Annotated in this window: 11 protein-coding genes; 8 read left to right on the top strand and 3 right to left on the bottom strand. The window is 69.3% G+C overall.

The window, feature by feature from the left end; all coding sequences use genetic code 11:
• Window positions 1-1,064: 1,064 nt before the first annotated feature.
• Both ABZ883_RS13345 and ABZ883_RS13340 read right to left on the bottom strand, forming a co-directional pair.
• Window positions 1,065-3,308, bottom strand: a complete 2,244-nt coding sequence (locus ABZ883_RS13345) for a hypothetical protein (protein WP_360905735.1) — start codon at window positions 3,306-3,308, stop codon at window positions 1,065-1,067.
• A gap of 473 nt (window positions 3,309-3,781) precedes the next feature.
• A complete protein-coding gene (locus ABZ883_RS13340; RefSeq protein ID WP_360905734.1) occupies window positions 3,782-4,300 on the bottom strand; it encodes an RICIN domain-containing protein in 519 nt (172 codons plus the stop codon).
• 918 nt (window positions 4,301-5,218) lie between these two features.
• Between ABZ883_RS13340 and ABZ883_RS13335 the strand changes: the two genes are divergently transcribed.
• From ABZ883_RS13335 to ABZ883_RS13315, 5 genes are all read left to right on the top strand, one after another.
• Window positions 5,219-5,608 carry a WXG100 family type VII secretion target gene (locus tag ABZ883_RS13335; RefSeq protein WP_360905733.1) on the top strand — a complete coding sequence of 130 codons (390 nt, stop codon included), beginning with the start codon at window positions 5,219-5,221 and terminating at the stop codon, window positions 5,606-5,608.
• Window positions 5,609-5,692: 84 nt separating this feature from the next.
• Window positions 5,693-6,019: a WXG100 family type VII secretion target gene (locus ABZ883_RS13330; RefSeq protein WP_360905732.1), complete on the top strand. Its 327-nt coding sequence runs from the start codon at window positions 5,693-5,695 to the stop codon at window positions 6,017-6,019.
• A gap of 75 nt (window positions 6,020-6,094) precedes the next feature.
• Window positions 6,095-7,444, top strand: a complete 1,350-nt coding sequence (eccD, locus tag ABZ883_RS13325; protein ID WP_360905731.1) for a type VII secretion integral membrane protein EccD — start codon at window positions 6,095-6,097, stop codon at window positions 7,442-7,444.
• Window positions 7,445-7,472: 28 nt separating this feature from the next.
• Complete coding sequence (locus ABZ883_RS13320; protein WP_360905730.1) at window positions 7,473-9,524, top strand: right-handed parallel beta-helix repeat-containing protein; 2,052 nt, start codon at window positions 7,473-7,475, stop codon at window positions 9,522-9,524.
• On the top strand, window positions 9,521-12,229 hold the full coding sequence (locus ABZ883_RS13315) for a right-handed parallel beta-helix repeat-containing protein (RefSeq protein ID WP_360905729.1): 2,709 nt from the start codon (window positions 9,521-9,523) through the stop codon (window positions 12,227-12,229). The genes ABZ883_RS13320 and ABZ883_RS13315 overlap by 4 nt, the downstream gene beginning before the upstream one ends.
• A 32-nt stretch (window positions 12,230-12,261) precedes the next feature.
• Here the strand turns inward: ABZ883_RS13315 and ABZ883_RS13310 are convergent, their stop codons facing one another.
• Window positions 12,262-12,903: a hypothetical protein gene (locus ABZ883_RS13310; protein WP_360905728.1), complete on the bottom strand. Its 642-nt coding sequence runs from the start codon at window positions 12,901-12,903 to the stop codon at window positions 12,262-12,264.
• Window positions 12,904-13,084: 181 nt separating this feature from the next.
• Here ABZ883_RS13310 and ABZ883_RS13305 point away from each other — a divergent pair, with 181 nt between their 5' ends.
• The 3 genes from ABZ883_RS13305 to eccCa are packed head-to-tail and all read left to right on the top strand — an operon-like array spanning window position 13,085 to window position 18,057.
• Window positions 13,085-13,561, top strand: coding sequence for a WXG100 family type VII secretion target (locus ABZ883_RS13305; protein ID WP_360905727.1), 477 nt, complete (start codon window positions 13,085-13,087; stop codon window positions 13,559-13,561).
• Between the two features lie 2 nt (window positions 13,562-13,563).
• Window positions 13,564-13,995 carry a WXG100 family type VII secretion target gene (locus tag ABZ883_RS13300; protein ID WP_360905726.1) on the top strand — a complete coding sequence of 144 codons (432 nt, stop codon included), beginning with the start codon at window positions 13,564-13,566 and terminating at the stop codon, window positions 13,993-13,995.
• Window positions 13,996-18,057, top strand: coding sequence for a type VII secretion protein EccCa (gene eccCa / locus ABZ883_RS13295; protein WP_360905725.1), 4,062 nt, complete (start codon window positions 13,996-13,998; stop codon window positions 18,055-18,057). It abuts the gene before it with no gap.
• Window positions 18,058-18,078 lie beyond the last annotated feature (21 nt).

Genomic DNA, 18,078 nt, shown 5'->3' with positions numbered 1-18,078 from the left:
CCGCTACACCACTTCCAGGGACTCAACCCGATTCGTCACAGGGGGGGTGGCGTCTACCAGCTATCAGTTGGCGAGGCACTTCCGGTACTTCGCGGCTTTGGCCTCCGAATTGCGGTTGCCGAGGTGTCGGGTTTCGGACTCAAGCCGGCCCGGTGCCCGTGCCTGTGAGTGGAGATGCCTCTGGAAGGGTGCAGACTCGTCGGTGCACCAGAAGTGTCGGTGGCCGAGGCGCTGGTAGGTTGTACGGCAGGGACCTCGTTGCTTTCGGGACTTTCCCGGGCGCAGCTTGACAGTGCCACGTAGCCCGCGGCCAGCAGAAGCGACATTGCAGTCCCGACAATGGCGATGCTGATCCCCCGGGGTCCTTCGCTGTTCACGCGAGTGCCCCCGCTGCCGGTAGGCGGTCTCGTTCCGATGTCGGAATAGCCGCTCACAGTCGTCCTGCGCCGTGATGCAGTGCGCAGTGCCGTCTCGTCTGCTGAGATCCCGTGGGCCGGATTCGGACCGGTGAATTCCGATCCTTCCCTCGGCGGCTCCGCAGCCGCTGAGGTGGCGTTGCTGCCAGCTCCCTGGATCGCTGAGCTGCGTTCATTCCCGTGCGCAGCCACAGAGGGATCTGGTTCCGCAGCCGATGCCGCCAGCCCTCGCGTAGCAGGTTCGACGGGTTCGGGACTGTGGAGCACAGCTTCACGGGGCCCGGGTGCGGGGTCCGGGAAGTTCCGTTGCACGGGTTCCGGTCCGTCAGTACGGCGGTCAGGAGTGGGTTCCGGATTGTCTGGAACAGCCGACGTCGCCACGGCCCTGCCGAACGCGGGCGCCTCGTTGGTTCGTTGCTGCCGTTCACGCATCGGCCTGGGCCCGGCCTGACCTCCGACGCCCGCAGCGCCGTCTGACCGCCCCCGAGGTTCGTCGGGAGACACGTGCACAATGTTGCTTGGCTCCAGGTCCGCGCCAGGATCGTCGGCGACCACAGGGAGCGCAGTGGGCCTCCGGATACTGATCGGAGAGACCGTAGGCGGGTTGTTCTGGGGGGACATCGGATCTCCTCTCAACCTTTCCTTGTCTCAGTGCTGCACGATGGGCCCGATGCAGCGCATCGGCAGAGCACTCGGGGCATGTGCTGTCCGTCCTGCCAGTGCCTGCTCCAGCTGGGTCAACGCCGTCATGTCGGCGTCCTCCAGTGCGCCAGCGCTGGGCGCCGCTGTGCCGTGGGGTAGTTGCCGCAGCAGCACTAGAGGGAACCCGCCCTCCTGGCGGATTTTCAGCACCCGAAAAGCCGTGCCCGGTGCGAACACGATCTCGTCGTAGTCATCGAACAGGGAGCGCACACGGCGACCTGTGATCGACCAGATTGCATAGGCCGGGCCCGGCGTGCCACCGAAAGCGGGCACGGCACTGACTGGTGCAGGGTCACGGAGCAGGACGCCGGGTTGCAGCGCGCCGCTGACGTCTGCATCTCCAGAACCGCGGAGCACCGCTCCCCGGTATGCGGGCAGGCGGCCCAGCCCGGACGTCAGGCAAGCTGCATAAGGGATAAGCCGAGCGTCTCCCGCTCGCAGGGATGCTGTCAGTGCCGCGTGGTCCAAGGGGCCGCCGGCCTCAGACAGGTACATCCGGACTGCCACCAGGTCGACGTGTGCCGGCTCGTACTCCCGTTCGTCCAGGTCGGGTATCCGGCTGAGGAACCTTCGTACACCTCCTGCGTGCTGCTCCCAGATGTCCGCTGCCAGCGCCCGGAACGAGTTGCGTGCAAGTTCTGTACTGCGGGGCTTGGGCAGTGCCAGTGGCGCGGGCGACGTGGGCGCCTCCGCATGGTTGGGGACGGAGGGCTGGGAGCCAAGCATGGGTGGGGGTGCAGCAGACATGCCACCGACCGCCGGAGGCTGTTCGTGGTACGGCGCGGCGGACCCCTGAGGTCTGGTGGACGGCGTGCCCGAACGCTCGCCCGGGCGGTTGTCGGTGGAGGTGGGAGAGCGCTGGCCCGCTGGTTTCGGCTGGGAGAAACGAATCACACGCAGGCCGTGTTCGGCTGCGAGCGCGCGCAGGGCACGGCCGCCATCGGGTACTGCGGCGTGTACGTGGAGGGTCGTGCGGGAGCGAAGGTCGGTGGTGAGGGCTGTGAGCAGCCGGGACAGCACGGGCCACAGCGTGGGGGAGAGGCGGTCACCCGGACGCCCGACCTCCACCACCGGGCCTTCGGGACTCACCGGGCGCCAGGTGTGCGACACCGGGGGTCCGAAGCGCGAGCAGACCCACATCCCGGCGCGGGTGACCACAAGCTGCCACTCGTCGGACAGGTGGACAACGCCATGGGTGGAACCCGGACCTGTTGCGGGGGACCCGCCGGCTCCCGGAATCGGCGTGAACCAGCGGAGGACTCGAGGCTGTGGGGGGCCTCCGACCTGCCCGTCGAGCGCAGGCGAGCACAGCACGGCAGGGACGAACGGCAGCCACGAGGGCGCAGCATCGTTGGTGAAGAGCACTGACCGCAGGGTCGGCTGGCCCATGGGGCCATCGGAGGCGATCAGTGGCAGACCCGTAGTCACTTCGACGTCAGCACGCAATGCCTGGGCGACCGTCTGGGCAAGCGGTAGAAGATCGGAACGTCCGCCCGGTATGAGCCGCAGACCGCTCTCAGCCAGTCCAGGGAGGGTCCGAAGCAGACCGACGACATCCGCGGCCGAGACGTCCTCACCAAATGGCACACCGACGACCAGAGCAGGCCGCTTGGGGTCGACTGGCACACCGTGAAACAGATCGTCCGCGCTGATCCGGTTGCTGTCTGCCGGTCGGATCAGCAGGCCGGCAGGGATATGTTCGACTGTGCAGCCCCTCACCGCACTCTCGGAGGACTCCCGCAGCGAGGACTGCCAGCGGGGTCTGGGCAGGCGCGGGCCGAGCGCTGTCGGTGCTTCCCCCGGGGCGAATCGCCACCACCCCTCCTTCCTGGAAGGCACGAACACCGAGCCGCCTGGCACAACCAGCGCCTGGCCGTCAGGAGCTTCGACCACCAACCGCCACTTTTCGGCGATCCGCCGGGCCAAGGCAGGGCGACCGGGGCGGTCGGTGCCGGCCCCGGCCATCACCAGCCGCACGGTTCGCATGCCTGCCTCGCGGAGCGAGTCCAGGACCTCGCTGAGTCGTGGCCACAGTTCGTGAGCAGCCTCGCCTTCGGCGCCGACGATGATGCACGCCGCGTTGTCCTGGCCGCCGAGACTGCGCGACAGGTCGGCGATGTCAGCCGGGTCGAGCGTTTCATCCGTAGGCAGGCGCAGGACCAGCAGCCCGCCATGGTCCTCGACCAGCACACGGGATGTGGAGGCGCTCCGGGGCAGTCCTCGCACACGGCTCGGCGGCTCGCCTGTGCTGCTGCGCCCGCTGGCGCGTCGGCTGTGGCGGTTCATCCGGCATCCGGCACAGGTGCGTTGGAATCGCGCAGCAAGTCACCGGCGCAGCGCCCAGGCGAGAGACCGGGCGTAGTTGTCTCAGTCATGCGTACACCTGCCCTGTGGTCGTCTTGTGTGTTCATGGTGTGGCTCCAGGCCGCTTTGCCATTTGGGCTATCGGCGGCCAAGGCCGCTGCGCCCGACGGGTTGCCTGCGGGGGGACTTTCGCCGGCGAAGCCCCTGATGTTCCTCAAGGATGCGGCTGGCTCGCCTTTGAAGGCCGCATAGGGGTTCAAACGCTGTCGTTCAGACCAGCCGTTTCCCTGACCGGTTCTGAAGGGCATGCTGCGGCCCCCGAGGACCTCGTCGCAGGGCCCGGTCGAGGCTGGGTTGACTCAATACAAGATCCATCGCTGGCCGGCGCTGTGATCGCAGTCCTTCAGGAGGAAACCAGCGGCGTCGAGACATCTGCCCGAGGGCAGATTCACCAATTCGCCCCTCGAAGTGAACTGCCAGAGCTGTGCACTTGTTCTGTTGCAGCCGAAAAGTTGGATCCGGGAACCAGCGGTTGTCGCGCCGCCCTCGACATCCAGGCACTTGTCCAGTACTTGCAGGGAACCGTGTGCCGTTGCCCAGGTCTGATCCGCGCTGCCGGTGCACTCAACGAAGACCAAGGCCGTGCCGCCTGCCTGAGGAGCGGCTCCGCCACCGCTGAGGCAGCGTGAGCCCGGTCCCACGAGTGCGCCGGCAGGGGGCGTTGGGGCCGACGGTGAGGTCGAGGGAACCGCCGACGATTCGACGGGAAGCACGCTTGCCGAAGGTGAAGCGGACGAGGGGGGTGCTGGTGAAGCGGGCGCCTGGAGCAGGTCGGACGACGGCGTCCGCGGATTCGTGGGCGATTGCGATGCCTCCATGCCTCCCGGTCGCCTGGCGGTAGCAGTTGTGAGGCTCTGCATGCTGGCACCAGGTCCGGCCGTGGAGGGGAACGGGGCGAAGGCGTCGAACTGCGGTGCTTTCTCTGTGTCAAGGGGGCTGGCGGCGTACACGGCGGACGCAATGATGACAGGGGCTGCTACCGCTGCCACTACCGCCCTGAGGGCCAGCGGTCTGCGCCTGCGGGTCTGTACGGCTTGCTGGGCTTCGTCACTGGTGCCGCGCCTCCCCGGCCGTTCGGTCAGCAGTGTGTCCCCGGCAGAGGCCGCGAGGGCGGGTGGGTCGGTCAGCAGGTTCATGTGGGTGGGAACATCCGACACGACCGCGATGTCCGAGCGGGAGTCGGTTTCGGGTGAGGCGACCGCCGAGCTCCCCGGCGTCCTGGCGATGACGATGGTGTCCGCCTGAGCGGACCTGCCGCAGTCAGGGCAGGTCAGCGTTCCGTTGAGGTGGCGCTGACAAGAATCGCAAAAATTCATCCCATCTCCATTCCGTGGGCTTTGCGCCCTGTCCAGCGTGTACGTCGCCTGTCGCCGGCCGCGTCGTGAGAATCCCTGGACTTTCCGTCGGTAGATTACATACCGCGCACGACCTTCCTGCTTTGGTCTGCTGGGGGAACGTCCGGGGAAAACTTGGGACGGCCCCTCTGCGCTGCATGCTGTTGCCCCTGCTGTAGACGCAAGTAGATCGAGGACTGCTACTTAAGTATCTAGCGGCAACGACGAAAGTCGGCTTCTGGAAGTGTGTGCGGCTTCCTAGCATTCACGTGGGCGGCGTATGTCAAGAACGGCCGTTCCGGCGGATCCCACGGCAAGGCGGTCGGAGGTCGCGCCGGCTCACTACGGGGCACCCGTGCTTCTTCACATTGTTGAGACCCGGCACGCCGAGTCCGAGCCCGGGTGGACCAGTTCAGAAGGGCGCTCGATATGGCAGAAACAGATTTCGTGAGCGGCGGATTTCGTGGCTCTGACGGCGTATTTTACAACACGACGCCCGCCGAACTCAAGAGCAAGGCCACCGATATCCGGACAACTCAGGAAGTCGTTCAGGGCAAACTCGACAATCTGAAGTCGTACGTGGTCGGACTGGAAGGTGTTTGGGGTGGTATCGCCTCGAATACGTTCCAGCAACTCATGCAGGAATGGGACACCCACGCCGCGCACCTGCAGCAGGCCCTCCTCGCTATCGCCACCGGTTTGGACGGATCTGCCGACAACTACATTCAGTCCGAGCAGTCCAACATCTCCAATATCCACAACGTGCAACTCCCGCCGGCCCGGCTGGGCTGACAGCAACGATGCCGGGGGACCGTGCGCCTGACAGGTGAACACGGTCCAGGAGCAGTAAGCATTCTCTTCGTCGGAGGAACTGAGATGCCCGATATTGAAGGCACGCCCATTCGCGTCCCACGCGACCTTGAGGGGGCCGGCACCTACCTCAACGGTCAGGCGGCGCACATCATGGGTGAGCTGAACTCGCTCAAGAGCCGAATCCAGTCGCTGATCGACACATGGAACGCCCAGTCTGCGACGGACTACCAGGAGCGTATGCACGAGTGGGACACAGCGGCCGTCGGCCTCTTCGGCAGCGAGCAGGAGGGCGGGGTGCTCGGAGAGATCGCCCGTGCGATGGACGTGAACTGGGGCAACTACGTCGGGGCGGAGGAAGCCAACATCAAGACGTGGACTGCCACCCACTGACCCGGGCAGGCAGCGCGCCCCTGCGGCTGCAGCCCGTTGTACGGACCCAGCCCACGTGTGACAAGGAAGCACCCAGTGGAGAACGAACGCTGCTACGTCACCGTGGTGGGAACACGGCGGCGAGTGGACCTGGCCGTGCCCGCGGACGCGGCTATCGCCGAATACACTCCCACCCTGCTCGGGCTCTTGGGGCAAGTGGAGTTCGATGACACCTTCCCCCAGGCGTGGTCGCTTGCCTTCCCCGGTACGCCGCCCTTTCCGCCGGAGGCGTCTCTGAGGGAGTGCGGTGTCCTCGACGGCACGACGCTCTATCTGATGGACGCCGCGGCTGGGGAGTTCGACGAACCCGTTGTCACGGACCTGGAGGAATCGGTCGAGCAAGCGGACGGGGAGGCCGCCATGTGGGGCTGGCGGCCACGGGCCTTCACGACGCTGGTTCTCGGCATCCTGAGCCTCATCGTGGGCTTTGCGACCTTGGCTTGGACCAGCCACGGGATACCGGTCACCGGCGCTGGGATGATCGCCAGCGCCTCGTTGCTGACACTGCTGGCATGGCACGCCACCCGCCAGGGGTGGTCTCTCCCTCTGGGCCTGCGGTTGATCACGGCACACGCCGCCATACCACTGGTGGCCGCGGCGGCAGCCTCCTTGCCCCTGGCCGCCACGAGTACCGCGTCCGTGCTGCTCGCGCTGAGCTTGGGCTCCGTATTCGGATCATTGGCTGCACTCCTGGCCGTCCGCCATGCGACGACCCTCATGGCGGTGGCCATCACCGTCCTCGTCCTCCTGCTCACGGTCTGCCTGACGCTCGGGCGTGCCACCCTTCTGGAGTCGTCGGCGGTCGTCGGCATCGTCATGATGGCTGTACTGGCGGCCACTCCCAAACTTGCCGGGCATACCGCAGTGCTGGCCGGTTCGGACACCAGGGGGACGGAGGTCTACGGCGACGAAGCCGACATGCTGCACCTGATACGGCGCGGTCAGCGGCTGCTCGTCGGGTTGAACGTACTGGCCTCGTGCATGGCCGCCGTCTGCCTTCTCATCCTCGGCACGTCGGACCAGGTGTTCGCCGTGGCCCTGGCCGGCTGCCTCGGTCTCGCCCTCCTCTTGCGGGCAGGTCGACTGACCATGGCGGCAGCGGTCGTGCCGATGGTGGCCGCAGGAGCGATCGGCCTGGCGGCGATCCTGGTTCGTGCACCGGGGAACTTCGGCGCGCCGGACTGGACCGGGTCCGTGGCGTTGCTCGTATCGGCCGTCGCGGCGCTGGCCATCGGCCTGAGCCGGGCCTTCCGAGCTGACGAGGGCAAGGAACGCCCCTCATGGATCGATCCGCTGGGCGGGCTGTTCCTGCTGGCGACGATGCCGCTCGCAATTGGTGTATTCGGTGTGTACGCGTCGCTGCTGAACCCCGGACAGACACCGTGACCAGCCCTCGGATCGGAGTGCGGCGGCGGTGAAACGCAATGTCCTGCGGGTAGCAGCAGACCGGGGCTGGGGTACCCACCGCTCCATCACGGCCGCTGTGCGGGCTGCCGAAGACGGCGCAGCGGTCCACGTTCAGCCAGGCGTCTACCGGGAATCCCTGGTCCTGGACCGGGATGTCGCCATCGTTGCCGAGAAGGGGCCCGGCAGCGTGCGCATCGTGGCCGTCCACGGTACCGCGGTAACCGTGACTGCTGGCGTACCCAGGTTGCGGGACGTGGCCGTCGAAGGCACGTCGGACCGTGAGCCTGCTGTCTTCGTCGGCGAGGGTCGAGCGGTGCTCGATCACTGCCACGTGATCGGCGGCAGGGTCGAAGTGGTCCGCAACGCCGTCGCCGAACTGCGATCCTGCGTGATCGAGGATTCCTCTGAGGCAGGGCTTCCCGCCACCGGAACAGCGAATGTAGTCCTTGAGGACTGTGCGGTCAGGTCGGTGTCCGGGCATGGTCTGACGCTGAGCGACGCCGCGGTTGCGAAGGTGCTGCGCGTCACCATAGAGCGGGTCACCGGCTTCGGTGTGGCGATGACCGGCGAGTCGGTGGCCACCTTCGAGGACTGCACGGTCCGGCAGACCGGTGACGCGGCACTTGTCGTGGCCACCCCAGCGCGCCCCGTCCTGCGCGGCTGTCGACTGCACGACGCCAAGGCGCAAGGCGTCAGGGTGGTCGACTCATCCGTCGTCACGGCATCCGCTGCAGGGGCGGGGACCGATGACGCGGCCACCTTCGCCGGGCGTGACGGGCTGCGGACCAAGCTGGAGAAGTGCGAGATCTTCCGCACTGCCGGGGAAGGAGTACTGGTCGCCGGAGCGGCAGAGCTCTCGTTGCAGGACTGCCATATCAGGGAGACCGGCGGCGCGGGCGTGATTGCGGCAGGGACGAGCCGGGTCGAACTCGCCGGCACCCGTGTGGTGGATCTGCCCGGGACAGGTCTTGCTGCTGTTGACACGGCACAGGTACACATTCGGGGCGGCACTGTCGCACGGACCGGTGCCAACGGCGTGCACGGCACTGACAACTGCACAATCCGCCTTGCCGACTGCGAGATCTCCACCACGGGATACACGGCTCTGCACTTCGGCGGCCGCGCACAGGCGGAACTTCACGCCTGCACTGTACGGGACAGTGCTCAGCACGCCATCTGGGCGGAGGCGGCGGCGAGCGTCCTGGCCGAGGACGTTCGCATCGAGCGGGCGGGGATGACCGGCGTGGAAATCAGGGGGGCGGACGCGGTGCTGCGCCGTTGCGTCATCACCGAAGCCGAAACCGGCGTCCGGCTGCAGACCAGCCACCGTCCGCTGTTGGACGGCTGCGAGGTGACGCAGTGCGGGGGTACGGGTATCGAGGTCGCCGCCGACACGGGAGTCGTCGTGCGCGGAGGCAGGGTGGAATCCACCGGCTCCGCCGGCGTCTTCCTTGATGAGCGCAGTGAGGCATGGATAGATGATCTGACCATTGCCGACGCGAGGGGAATCGGTCTGGTGATCTGGTCGGGGGCCCGCCCGCGAGTGAGGTCCGTGACCGTTGCCGGTGCGGCGAAGAACGGCGTGTACGCGGGCGATGGTGCCGAAGGTCTGCTGGAGGACTGCACGGTTTCAGCCACCGGTTATCCGGCGGTGTACGTGGGATCCAAGGCAGCACCCCTGCCCCGTCGTTGCCTGGTGCGCGACACGGACGAGGACCTGTCGCAGGCCGACGACGCGGCAGCTCGGTTCGAGCAGTGCGCCAGCAGAAACGTGAAGGTCACCACGATGCCGGCGGCCGCAGAGGGAGAGTCGACTCTCCCCGTGGGGGGCCCCGCAGCCGGTGCTCGGGGCGGCCGTGCTCGCGCTGGCGATCGGCATGAGCCGGGCGTTCCGCGCGGACGGCGACGAGGAGCGCCCCTCTTGGATCGACCCGCTCGCCGGGTTCCTCCTGGTGGTCTCGGTGCCGGTCGCGGTGGGCGTCTTCGACGTCTACGCGTCGCTGCTGAACTCGGCGCAGACGCCGTAACAGGGCAGACGAACCGAGTGCGGCGCCGGTGAAGCGCAACGTCCTGCGGGTGGCGGACCGGGGCTGGGGCACCTATCGCACCGTCACGGCCGCCGTCCGGGCGGCCGGGGACAACGCGGTGATCCACGTCCAACCGGGTGTCTACCGCGAGTCGCTGATCCTGGACCACGACGTCACCGTCGTCGCAGAGAAGGGCCCGGGCACGGTGCGCATCGCCGCCGTGCACGGGCCCGCGGTCAGCGTCAGCGGGGGCGCGCCCGTGCTGCGTGACATCGCGTTCGAGGCAGCGGCCGACCGCGGCGTCGCGGTGCTCGTCGGCGGCGGCCGGCCGGTGCTCGAGAACTGCGCGGTGTCCGGTGGCCGCGTCGAGATCGTCCATGACGCCTCGGCAGAACTCCGCTCGTGCTCCGTCGAGGACTCCGACCGGTCCGGTGTCCATGTCACCGGCACGGCCGCCGCGGTCCTCGAGGACTGCGTGATCCGGTCGACGGCGGGGCACGGACTGACGCTGAGCGACGCCGCCAGGGCGGAAGTGCGGCGTACCACCGTCGAGCGCGTCACCGGGTGCGGCCTGGTGCTGGCGGGGGAGTCCCAGGGCGTCTTCGAGGACTGCACGATCCGGCACGTCGGCGATGCCGCATTGCTGGTGCAGACCCCGGCGCGCCCCGTCCTGCGCGGCTGCCGCCTGCACGACACGAAGGCACAGGGCGTGCGGGTCGCCGATGTCCGCGGCGCCGCGTCCCCCGCCCCGGAATCCGTGGCCGGCGGGAACACCGCCGCCGGCCGTGAGGAGCTGCGGATCCGGCTGGAGAAGTGCGAGGTCTTCCGCACCGGCACGGAGGGCGTGCTGGCCTCCGGCACGGCCGAACTGCGCCTGCAGGACTGCCACATCCGGGAGACCGGCGGCGCGGGAGTGATCGCCGCGGGTGCGGGCCGGGTGGAGCTGGAGCAGACGCGCGTGGTCGACGTGCCGGGGACGGGACTCGCCGCCGTGGAGGACGCCGAGCTGCGGGTACGCGGCGGCACGGTGGCCCGAACCGGGGCCAACGGCGTGCACGCCACCGACCGGTGCACCGTCCGGCTCTCCGAGTGTGAGATCTCCACCACGGCGTACACGGCCGTGCACTTCGGCGGCAGCGCTCGCGGGCAGCTGCACTCGTGCACGGTGCGGGACAGCGCGCAGCACGGGATACGGGTGGAGGGCGCGGCGGACCTCACCGCCGAGGACGTCCGGGTCGAGCGGGCGCGGATGACCGGCATCGACATCATGGACGCCGACGCGGTGCTGCGCCGCTGCGTGGTCGGCGAGGCGGAGACCGGCATCCGGCTGGACACCCGGCACCGCCCGCTGCTGGAGGGCTGCGAGGTGCTCCGGCCCTCGAAGACGGGCATGGAGATCGCCGCGGGCGCCGGCGCGGTGGTGCTCGGCGGCCGGGTCGACGGCTCGGGGTCGGCCGGGGTCTTCCTCGACGAGCGCAGTGAGCCCTGGATCGAGGAGCTGACGATCGCCGACGCGCAGGGCAGCGGACTGGTGATCTGGGCCGGGGCCCGGCCGAGGGTGCGGTCGGTGACCATCGCGGGCGCCGCCAAGAACGGCGTGTACGCGGGCGACGGCGCCGAGGGGCTGCTGGAGGACTGCGCGGTCTCGGCCACCGGCTATCCCGCGGTGTACGTGGGGGCGAAGGCCTCCCCCGTGCTGCGCCGCATGCTGGTGCACGACACGGACGAGGACCTGTCGCAGGCCGACGACGCCGAGGCCCGTTTCGAGCAGTGCCGGAGCAGCAACGTCAAGTCCGCCACCATGCCGACGACGGACGAGGGCGAAGCGGCCGCCGTGGTGGGCGCCGCGGGCCTGACACGGTCCCCGCGCGGCACGGGCGGCGCTCAGAGCGCCGAGGTGAGTGTCCAGGAGGGCGCCGGCGAGGAGCGGCTGCCGGAGCTGTTGGCCGAACTCGATCAGTTGGTGGGCCTGGAGAGCGTCAAGCGCGAAGTGGCCTCCATGACCAAGCTGATGCAGATGGTCAAACGGCGTCAGGAAGCGGGACTGCAGCCGCCGCCGCTGAGCCGGCACCTGATCTTCGCGGGCAACCCGGGCACGGGCAAGACGACGGTGGCGCGGCTGTACGGCCGGCTGCTCGCGGCGCTCGGGCTGCTGGCCAAGGGGCACCTGGTGGAGGCCGACCGCAGCGCTCTGGTCGGCGAGTACGTGGGCCACACGGGGCCGAAGACCACGGCGGTCTTCCGGCAGGCACTGGGTGGTGTGCTCTTCATCGACGAGGCGTACGCCCTGGTACCGGCCGGGCAGAACAACGACTTCGGGCAGGAGGCCGTCTCCACGCTGGTGAAGCTGATGGAGGACCACCGCGACGACGTGGTGGTGATCGCGGCTGGCTATCCGGAGGACATGGAGCGCTTCATCGACTCCAACCCCGGCCTGGCCTCGCGCTTCACCCGCACACTGCGCTTCGACGACTACTCATCGGAGGATCTGGTGCGGATCGTGGAGCACCAGGCGTCCCAGCACGACTACCGGCTCGGCGAGGAGACGTCGGCGGCGCTGCTGGCCCACTTCGACGCGATCGAGCGAACGGAGCGCTTCGGCAACGGGCGTACCGCCCGCCAGGCGTTCCAGCAGATGACCGAGCAGCACGCCCTGCGGATGGCCGACCTGGCCGATGCCGGGGACGAGGACCTGACGCTGCTGCTGCCGGCCGACGTGCCCGCGGTGGTGCGCTGATGGCCCGGCACCGCGGGCACGCGGCCCCCTGCTCAGCTGGTGACGGAGCCCGGCGGCTCCGGGAAGCGTGCGGCCCGGTCGATCTTGGCGTAGGACTGGCCCGCGCTGTTGATCATGGCGATGTAGTTGCCGAGCAGCTCGAGGGCGTTGCTCTGCATCGCCAGCGCCTTCTGCATCGCCGGGTTGATGTGCCGGGCGAACTCCTCGCCGATCTCGGCGAGCGTGCGCTGGTCGTTGTCGTCGGTCTCCTGCGACGAAGGGCTCCAGCTGCTGGTGGGGGTGGGCGAAAAGCCACTCGGACCCTGGTACTGGCCCGAGGAGATGGGCGCATCCGGCCGGGCAGGGCCCCAGAAGGTCCCCTGTACCGCGCCGTCGACCTTCTGGCGCAGCGCCTCGTAGTTGAAGACGGCGTTGCGGCCCTGTGTGAGCAGGGTGTTCTCGGTCGCCCGTACCGTGGCCGCGTCGAAGGCGATCGGGCCGCTGTCCGCCACGTCGCTCGACGACTGGCCGCCCGCCTGGCCGCTCGGGTCGAGGTTGAAGCTGGGTGGGGTGTCCCAGCCGACCGACATGGTGGGGACGATATCGCTGAAGTCCTTTCCGGCATCCGGGTCTTCGACGCCGCCCCCGCCGTCGCCTCCGGTGTCGCCGTCGTGATTCTGCTGGGGATTGGGCATTCTCTTCTCCCGTTGGTGCGTCCGCCGACAAGGCGGGGCCGGTACTCCGATCGGCATACGCCGACCCGGACCAGTTTGTCATACCGGGGTCCGGCGATGAGGTCCGGAGCCGGAATTCCGAGGAGCCCGACGGAGATCCGCGGCATGCGGTCGGCGGGCAACGTAAAAGGAGGGTTGACTTATGGCGACAGCGTCAGGGGAAGATTTCACCGAGGCCGTTCGGAGGGGGGCTCTCGAAGCGGAGCCGTTGACTCGCGTGGTACAGCAACCGGCCGAAGTCCAGGTCGAGGTAAAGACAGCTGATGGGAAAGAGAAAGCTTCGGGCGGCGGCCACAACGATCCGGGTGGCCAGGGCGGCGGGATGCCCCTTGGCGAGTTCCGGGTCGCGCTGGGTGAGCTCGGGCGGGCGATCGGTGTCGTGCGGGGGGAGAGCGAGCACATCTCGGGCCTGCTCGGCCAGGTCGAGAGGCATTTCGAGGCGGCGCACGCTTCCTGGCAGAGCCCGTCGGCGTCGTCGTTCGAGACGATGTCGGGCTGGTTCTCCCGGACTTCGCGCGAACTGGAGGAATTGCTGCGGGACATGGCTCGCCGTATGCAGACCGCCTACGACAACTACGCGGCCGCCGAGCGCTCCAACACCCAGAATGTGGGAGGCTGACCATGCCGGACAGTGCGGATTACGACGTCAGCTCGATAAAGATCGACCCGCAGGCACTCGGAGCGGAGGGTAAGGATCTGGTGGCGCTCGCCACGGAGATCGGCGAGTCGATCAAGCGGATCAACGATACCGCCGCCGCCCTCAAGCTGGGATGGGTGGCGCCCAGCGCCGACGAGGCGCACGCATTCTCCGAGCGCTGGGTCCGGGTGATGAAGCAGATGTTCGGAGAGGAAGACGGGCCGATCGGTGTTCTTCCCGCACTAGCCGGAGGAATCCTGGGGACGGCCATCGGATTCAGTCATCTCGAAGTCGAGCTGGAAAAGGCGTTCATCGACTTCTCCAATGAGCTCGCGGTTCCGTCCGGCGACGGCAATGCCGGCCCGACGGACCACACCGGACCGGACTTCCCCATCACTCAGGACTTCCCGAACTAAATGACCAGGACAGATTTCCACCGCCCGGCCCGGACCTTCCCGCCCTCGGTCCCGGAGCAGCAGGTCTCGCTGGCCGCCGCACCGCAGAAGGCCCCGCAGAACCAGGCGCAGACCTGGTTGTACATGCTGCTGCCGCTGCTGAGCAGCGTCAGCATGGCCGCCTACATGGTCACCTTCGGCAGACCGTGGATGATCATCCTCGGCATCGGCTTCGTCGTGGTCTCCGTCGGCGTCATGGTGATGGTCAGGATGCAGACCAAGAACGCCGGCCGGCGCACGCAGTTCCGCCAGCGCGGCCGGTACTTCGAGTACCTCGGCGACATCCGGCGGCAGGCGCGGGAGTCGGCGGCGGCGCAGCGCGCGGTCAGCGCCTTCGTCCACCCGAGCCCCCAGCGGCTGTGGGCGATCGCCACCACGGGCCCGCGCCGGGTATGGGAGCGCAGGCCCGCCGACGCGGACTTCATGAAGCTTCGGCTGGGGATCGGCCGGGGTACTCCGGCGCTGCGCATCGCCCTGAGCAAGCACAGCGACCCGACGACGGAGCACGACACCGAGGCGCACCGCCGTGCCGAGAAACTCGCCCGCGACTTCGAGACCGTCGGCCTCCAGCCGGCCTGGGTCGACCTGGCGAACACCGGCGTCCTGACCCTGCTCGGGTCCGAGGAGCGCACCGAGGAGCTGGCCGGGGCGCTGCTCATGCAGCTCGCCGTCCTGCACGCTCCCGACGACGTCCAGATAGCCGCCCTCGCCGCGAGCGAGAGCCGCTCGTGGTCGTGGGCGAAGTGGCTGCCGCATGCGCGGCAACCCGGCCGGGGGGACTCCGTGCCCATGGTGGCGGCGAGCATGGACGGCCTCGCCGACCTGCTCCAGTCCCACGTCGACCGGGTGCGGGAGGAACGCACGGAGCGGGCCGGCTCCCTGGGCATGAGGCGTGAAGCCAGGGCGTCCCGCCATCTCGTGGTGGTGCTCGACGGCTTCCGGCCGGGAGCGGACTGGGCACGGTCGCCCCTGGTGGCGGACCTGCTGGCCGAGGCCGGCCCGGAGAGCGGCATCCACGTCGTCTGCGTGGTTGCGAAGGAGAGCGAGGAGCCCAGCCGGGTCGACGCCCGCGCCCGGGTGGACGCCGCCGGCGGCCTCAGCCTGGAGACGCGCTACCCGGCATTGGTCCAGGCAGCGCAGGACGCCGTCGCGGACGAGTGTCCGCCGCGGCTCGGCGAGCAGACGGCCCGGGCGCTGGCGCCGCTGAGGCTGTCCGGCGAGCAGGAGCAGGTCCTCGCCCGCACCGTCGCCCTGCCCGAGATGCTGGGCGTGACGGACCTCGGCTCGTTCGCCCCCACCGCACTGTGGCGGGCGCCCGACGACGAGGCGCTGCTGCGGCTGCCGATCGGCTTCACGGGCGACGGCGCCCCGCTGGTGCTGGACCTCAAGGAGTCCGCGCTGGGCGGCATCGGCCCGCACGGACTGGTCGTCGGCGCGACCGGTTCCGGCAAGAGCGAGCTGCTGCGCACCCTCGTGACGGGTCTGACCATGACCCACGCCCCGGAGCACCTGAGCTTCGTGCTGGTCGACTTCAAGGGCGGCGCCACCTTCGCCGGCGTCACGGAACTGCCGCACGTGGCGGGCCTGATCACCAACCTCGCCGACGACCTGGCGCTGGTGGACCGGGTCCGCACCGCGCTGCAGGGCGAACAGCAGCGCCGGCAGCAGATGCTGCGCAGGGCAGGAAACGTGGACTCGGTCCGCGAGTACCAGATCCTGCAGGCCAGCGGCGGCACCGACGTGGACGGCAGGCCCCTGGAGCCGATGCCGTTCCTGATGATCGTTGTCGACGAGTTCGGTGAGCTCCTCGCCCAGCGGCCGGACTTCATCGAGCTGTTCGTCCAGATCGGCCGGGTCGGCCGAAGCCTGGGCATGCACCTGCTGCTGGCCACCCAGCGGCTGGACGAGGGCCGCCTGCGCGGCCTGGAGTCCCATCTGTCGTACCGCGTCTGCCTGCGCACCTTCAGCGCCCAGGAGAGCCGGGCTGTGATCGGGACGCCGGACGCCTACCGGCTGCCCTCGATCCCCGGCTCCGCCTACCTGAAGGTCGACGAGTCCGTCTACGAGCGGTTCCGCGTCGCCCACATCTCCGGCGCGTACAACGAGACGGACGACCACGAGCCGGAGCCCGGGCCGCCCCCGGCCCCGCTGCCGTTCGACCTGCGCACCGCCGAGGACGCCCAGGCGGAGGAGGTCGACGAGGCCGAGCCCTCGGCGAACCTTCCGCGGCCCCTGCCGGGCCGGCGCACCGAGATGCAGGTGGCCGTGGAGCAGGTGAGGGCGCACGGCAACCCCGTGCACCAGGTGTGGCTGCCGCCACTGCCCACGGCGGTCGAACTCGACTCGATGCTGGGCCCCGTGGGCGCCGACGACGAGCGCGGGTTCCACTCCCGGATGTGGCCGCAGGGCGGAGGCCTCTCCTTCCCGGTCGGCGTGGTGGACCTGCCCGCCCGTCAGGAGCAGCGCGCCATGCTGCTGGACCTGTCCGGGCAGCAGGGCCACCTGATCCTGGTGGGCGCGCCGCAGTCCGGCAAGAGCACCCTTCTGCGCTCCCTCATGGTGAGCGCGATGCTCACCCACACCCCTGACGAACTGCATTTCCTCGGCATCGACTTCGGCGGCGGCAGCCTCATGGGCCTGGAGCGGGCCCCGCACGTCTCGGGCATCACGACCCGGCACGACGAGGCGCGCACCCGGCGAGCGCTCTCGGTGGTCCGCCAGCTGGTGAACGACCGGGAGCGGCTGTTTCAGGAGCTGCGGATCGACTCCGCGGCGGACTTCCGCCGGCTGCGCGACGAAGGGGCCCTGCCGGCCGGGGTCAACGCCGCCGACGTCGTCCTCGTCGTCGACAACTGGGCCGGCCTGCGGTCGGCCATGGAGGAGGCCGAGGAAGTCGTACCCGACATCGCGGTACGCGGCCTCAACGTCGGCGTGCATCTCGTCCTCGCCGCCAACCGCTGGGCGGAATTGCGGGCCAACCTGCGCGACACCATCACCGGCCGCCTGGAGCTGCGCCTCGCCGAACCCGCCGAGTCGGAGATCAACCGGCCCCTGGCCAAGCAGCTGCGGGCCTTCGTGGCCGGCCGCGGCCTCGTGGCGCCAGGCAGCTTCTTCCAGGCGGCGCTGCCGCGCCTGGACGGCACGTCGTCCACGGACAACCTCAGCAAGGCGCAGGAGACCGTAATCGACGAGCTGGTCGCCGGCTGGAAGGGCGCCGTCGCCCCGCAGCTGCGCGTGCTCTCCGAACTGATCACGCCGCAGGAGCTGGACGAGGCCTGCAGCGCCCTGCCCGGCGGGACCGAGCAACTGCCCGCCGGCGCCGTGCCGATCGGGCTCAGGGAGTCCGACCTGCAGCCGGCGCTCCTCGATCTGGAGACCGACGGACCGCACTTCCTGGTGTACGGCGACTCCGGATCGGGCAAGACGGCATTCCTGCGCTCGTGGATGCGCGCGACGGCCAAGCGCCGGTCGGCCTGGGACGTGCGCTTCATCGTCGTCGACTACCGGCGCGGACTGCTGGGCGCGGTGCCCGACGACTACGTCGGCGCGGCGGCCGGGGACCCGGACACCGCCGCCGTCTACGTGGAACAGGTCGTGGAGAAGCTCAAGGAGCGGATGCCGCCTCCGGGCATCACCCCGCGCGAGCTGAAGCAGCGCGACTGGTGGTCCGGGCCGGAGCTGTACCTGGTCGTGGACGACTACGACCTCGTGGCCTCCGGCGGTGGGAACGGGCGCGGACCGCTGGCGGCCGTGGGCGACTACGTCACCCAGGCCGCCGAGATCGGCTTCCACGTGGTGCTCGCCCGCAGGAACGGAGGACTGGGCCGCTCCCTCGCGGATCCGGTGGCCGGCCGCATCCGCGAACTCGGCTCCGGCGGTCTGATCCTGTCCGGCGATCCCCGTGAGGGCGCGGTGCTCCAGGACCAGCGGGCGCGGCGCCTCCCGCCGGGCCGCGGCATCGTCGTCTCCCGCAGCAGCGGCTCCTCCCTCGTCCAGACGGTCCACGACACGGCCGACGACTAACCGCGCACACCGATCTTCCCA

Source organism: Streptomyces sp. NPDC046977 (genome assembly GCF_040644455.1).
Lineage (GTDB): Bacteria > Actinomycetota > Actinomycetes > Streptomycetales > Streptomycetaceae > Actinacidiphila.
The sequence above is the reverse complement of the archived record's forward strand: the minus strand, read 5'-3'. Positions and strand labels throughout refer to the sequence as shown.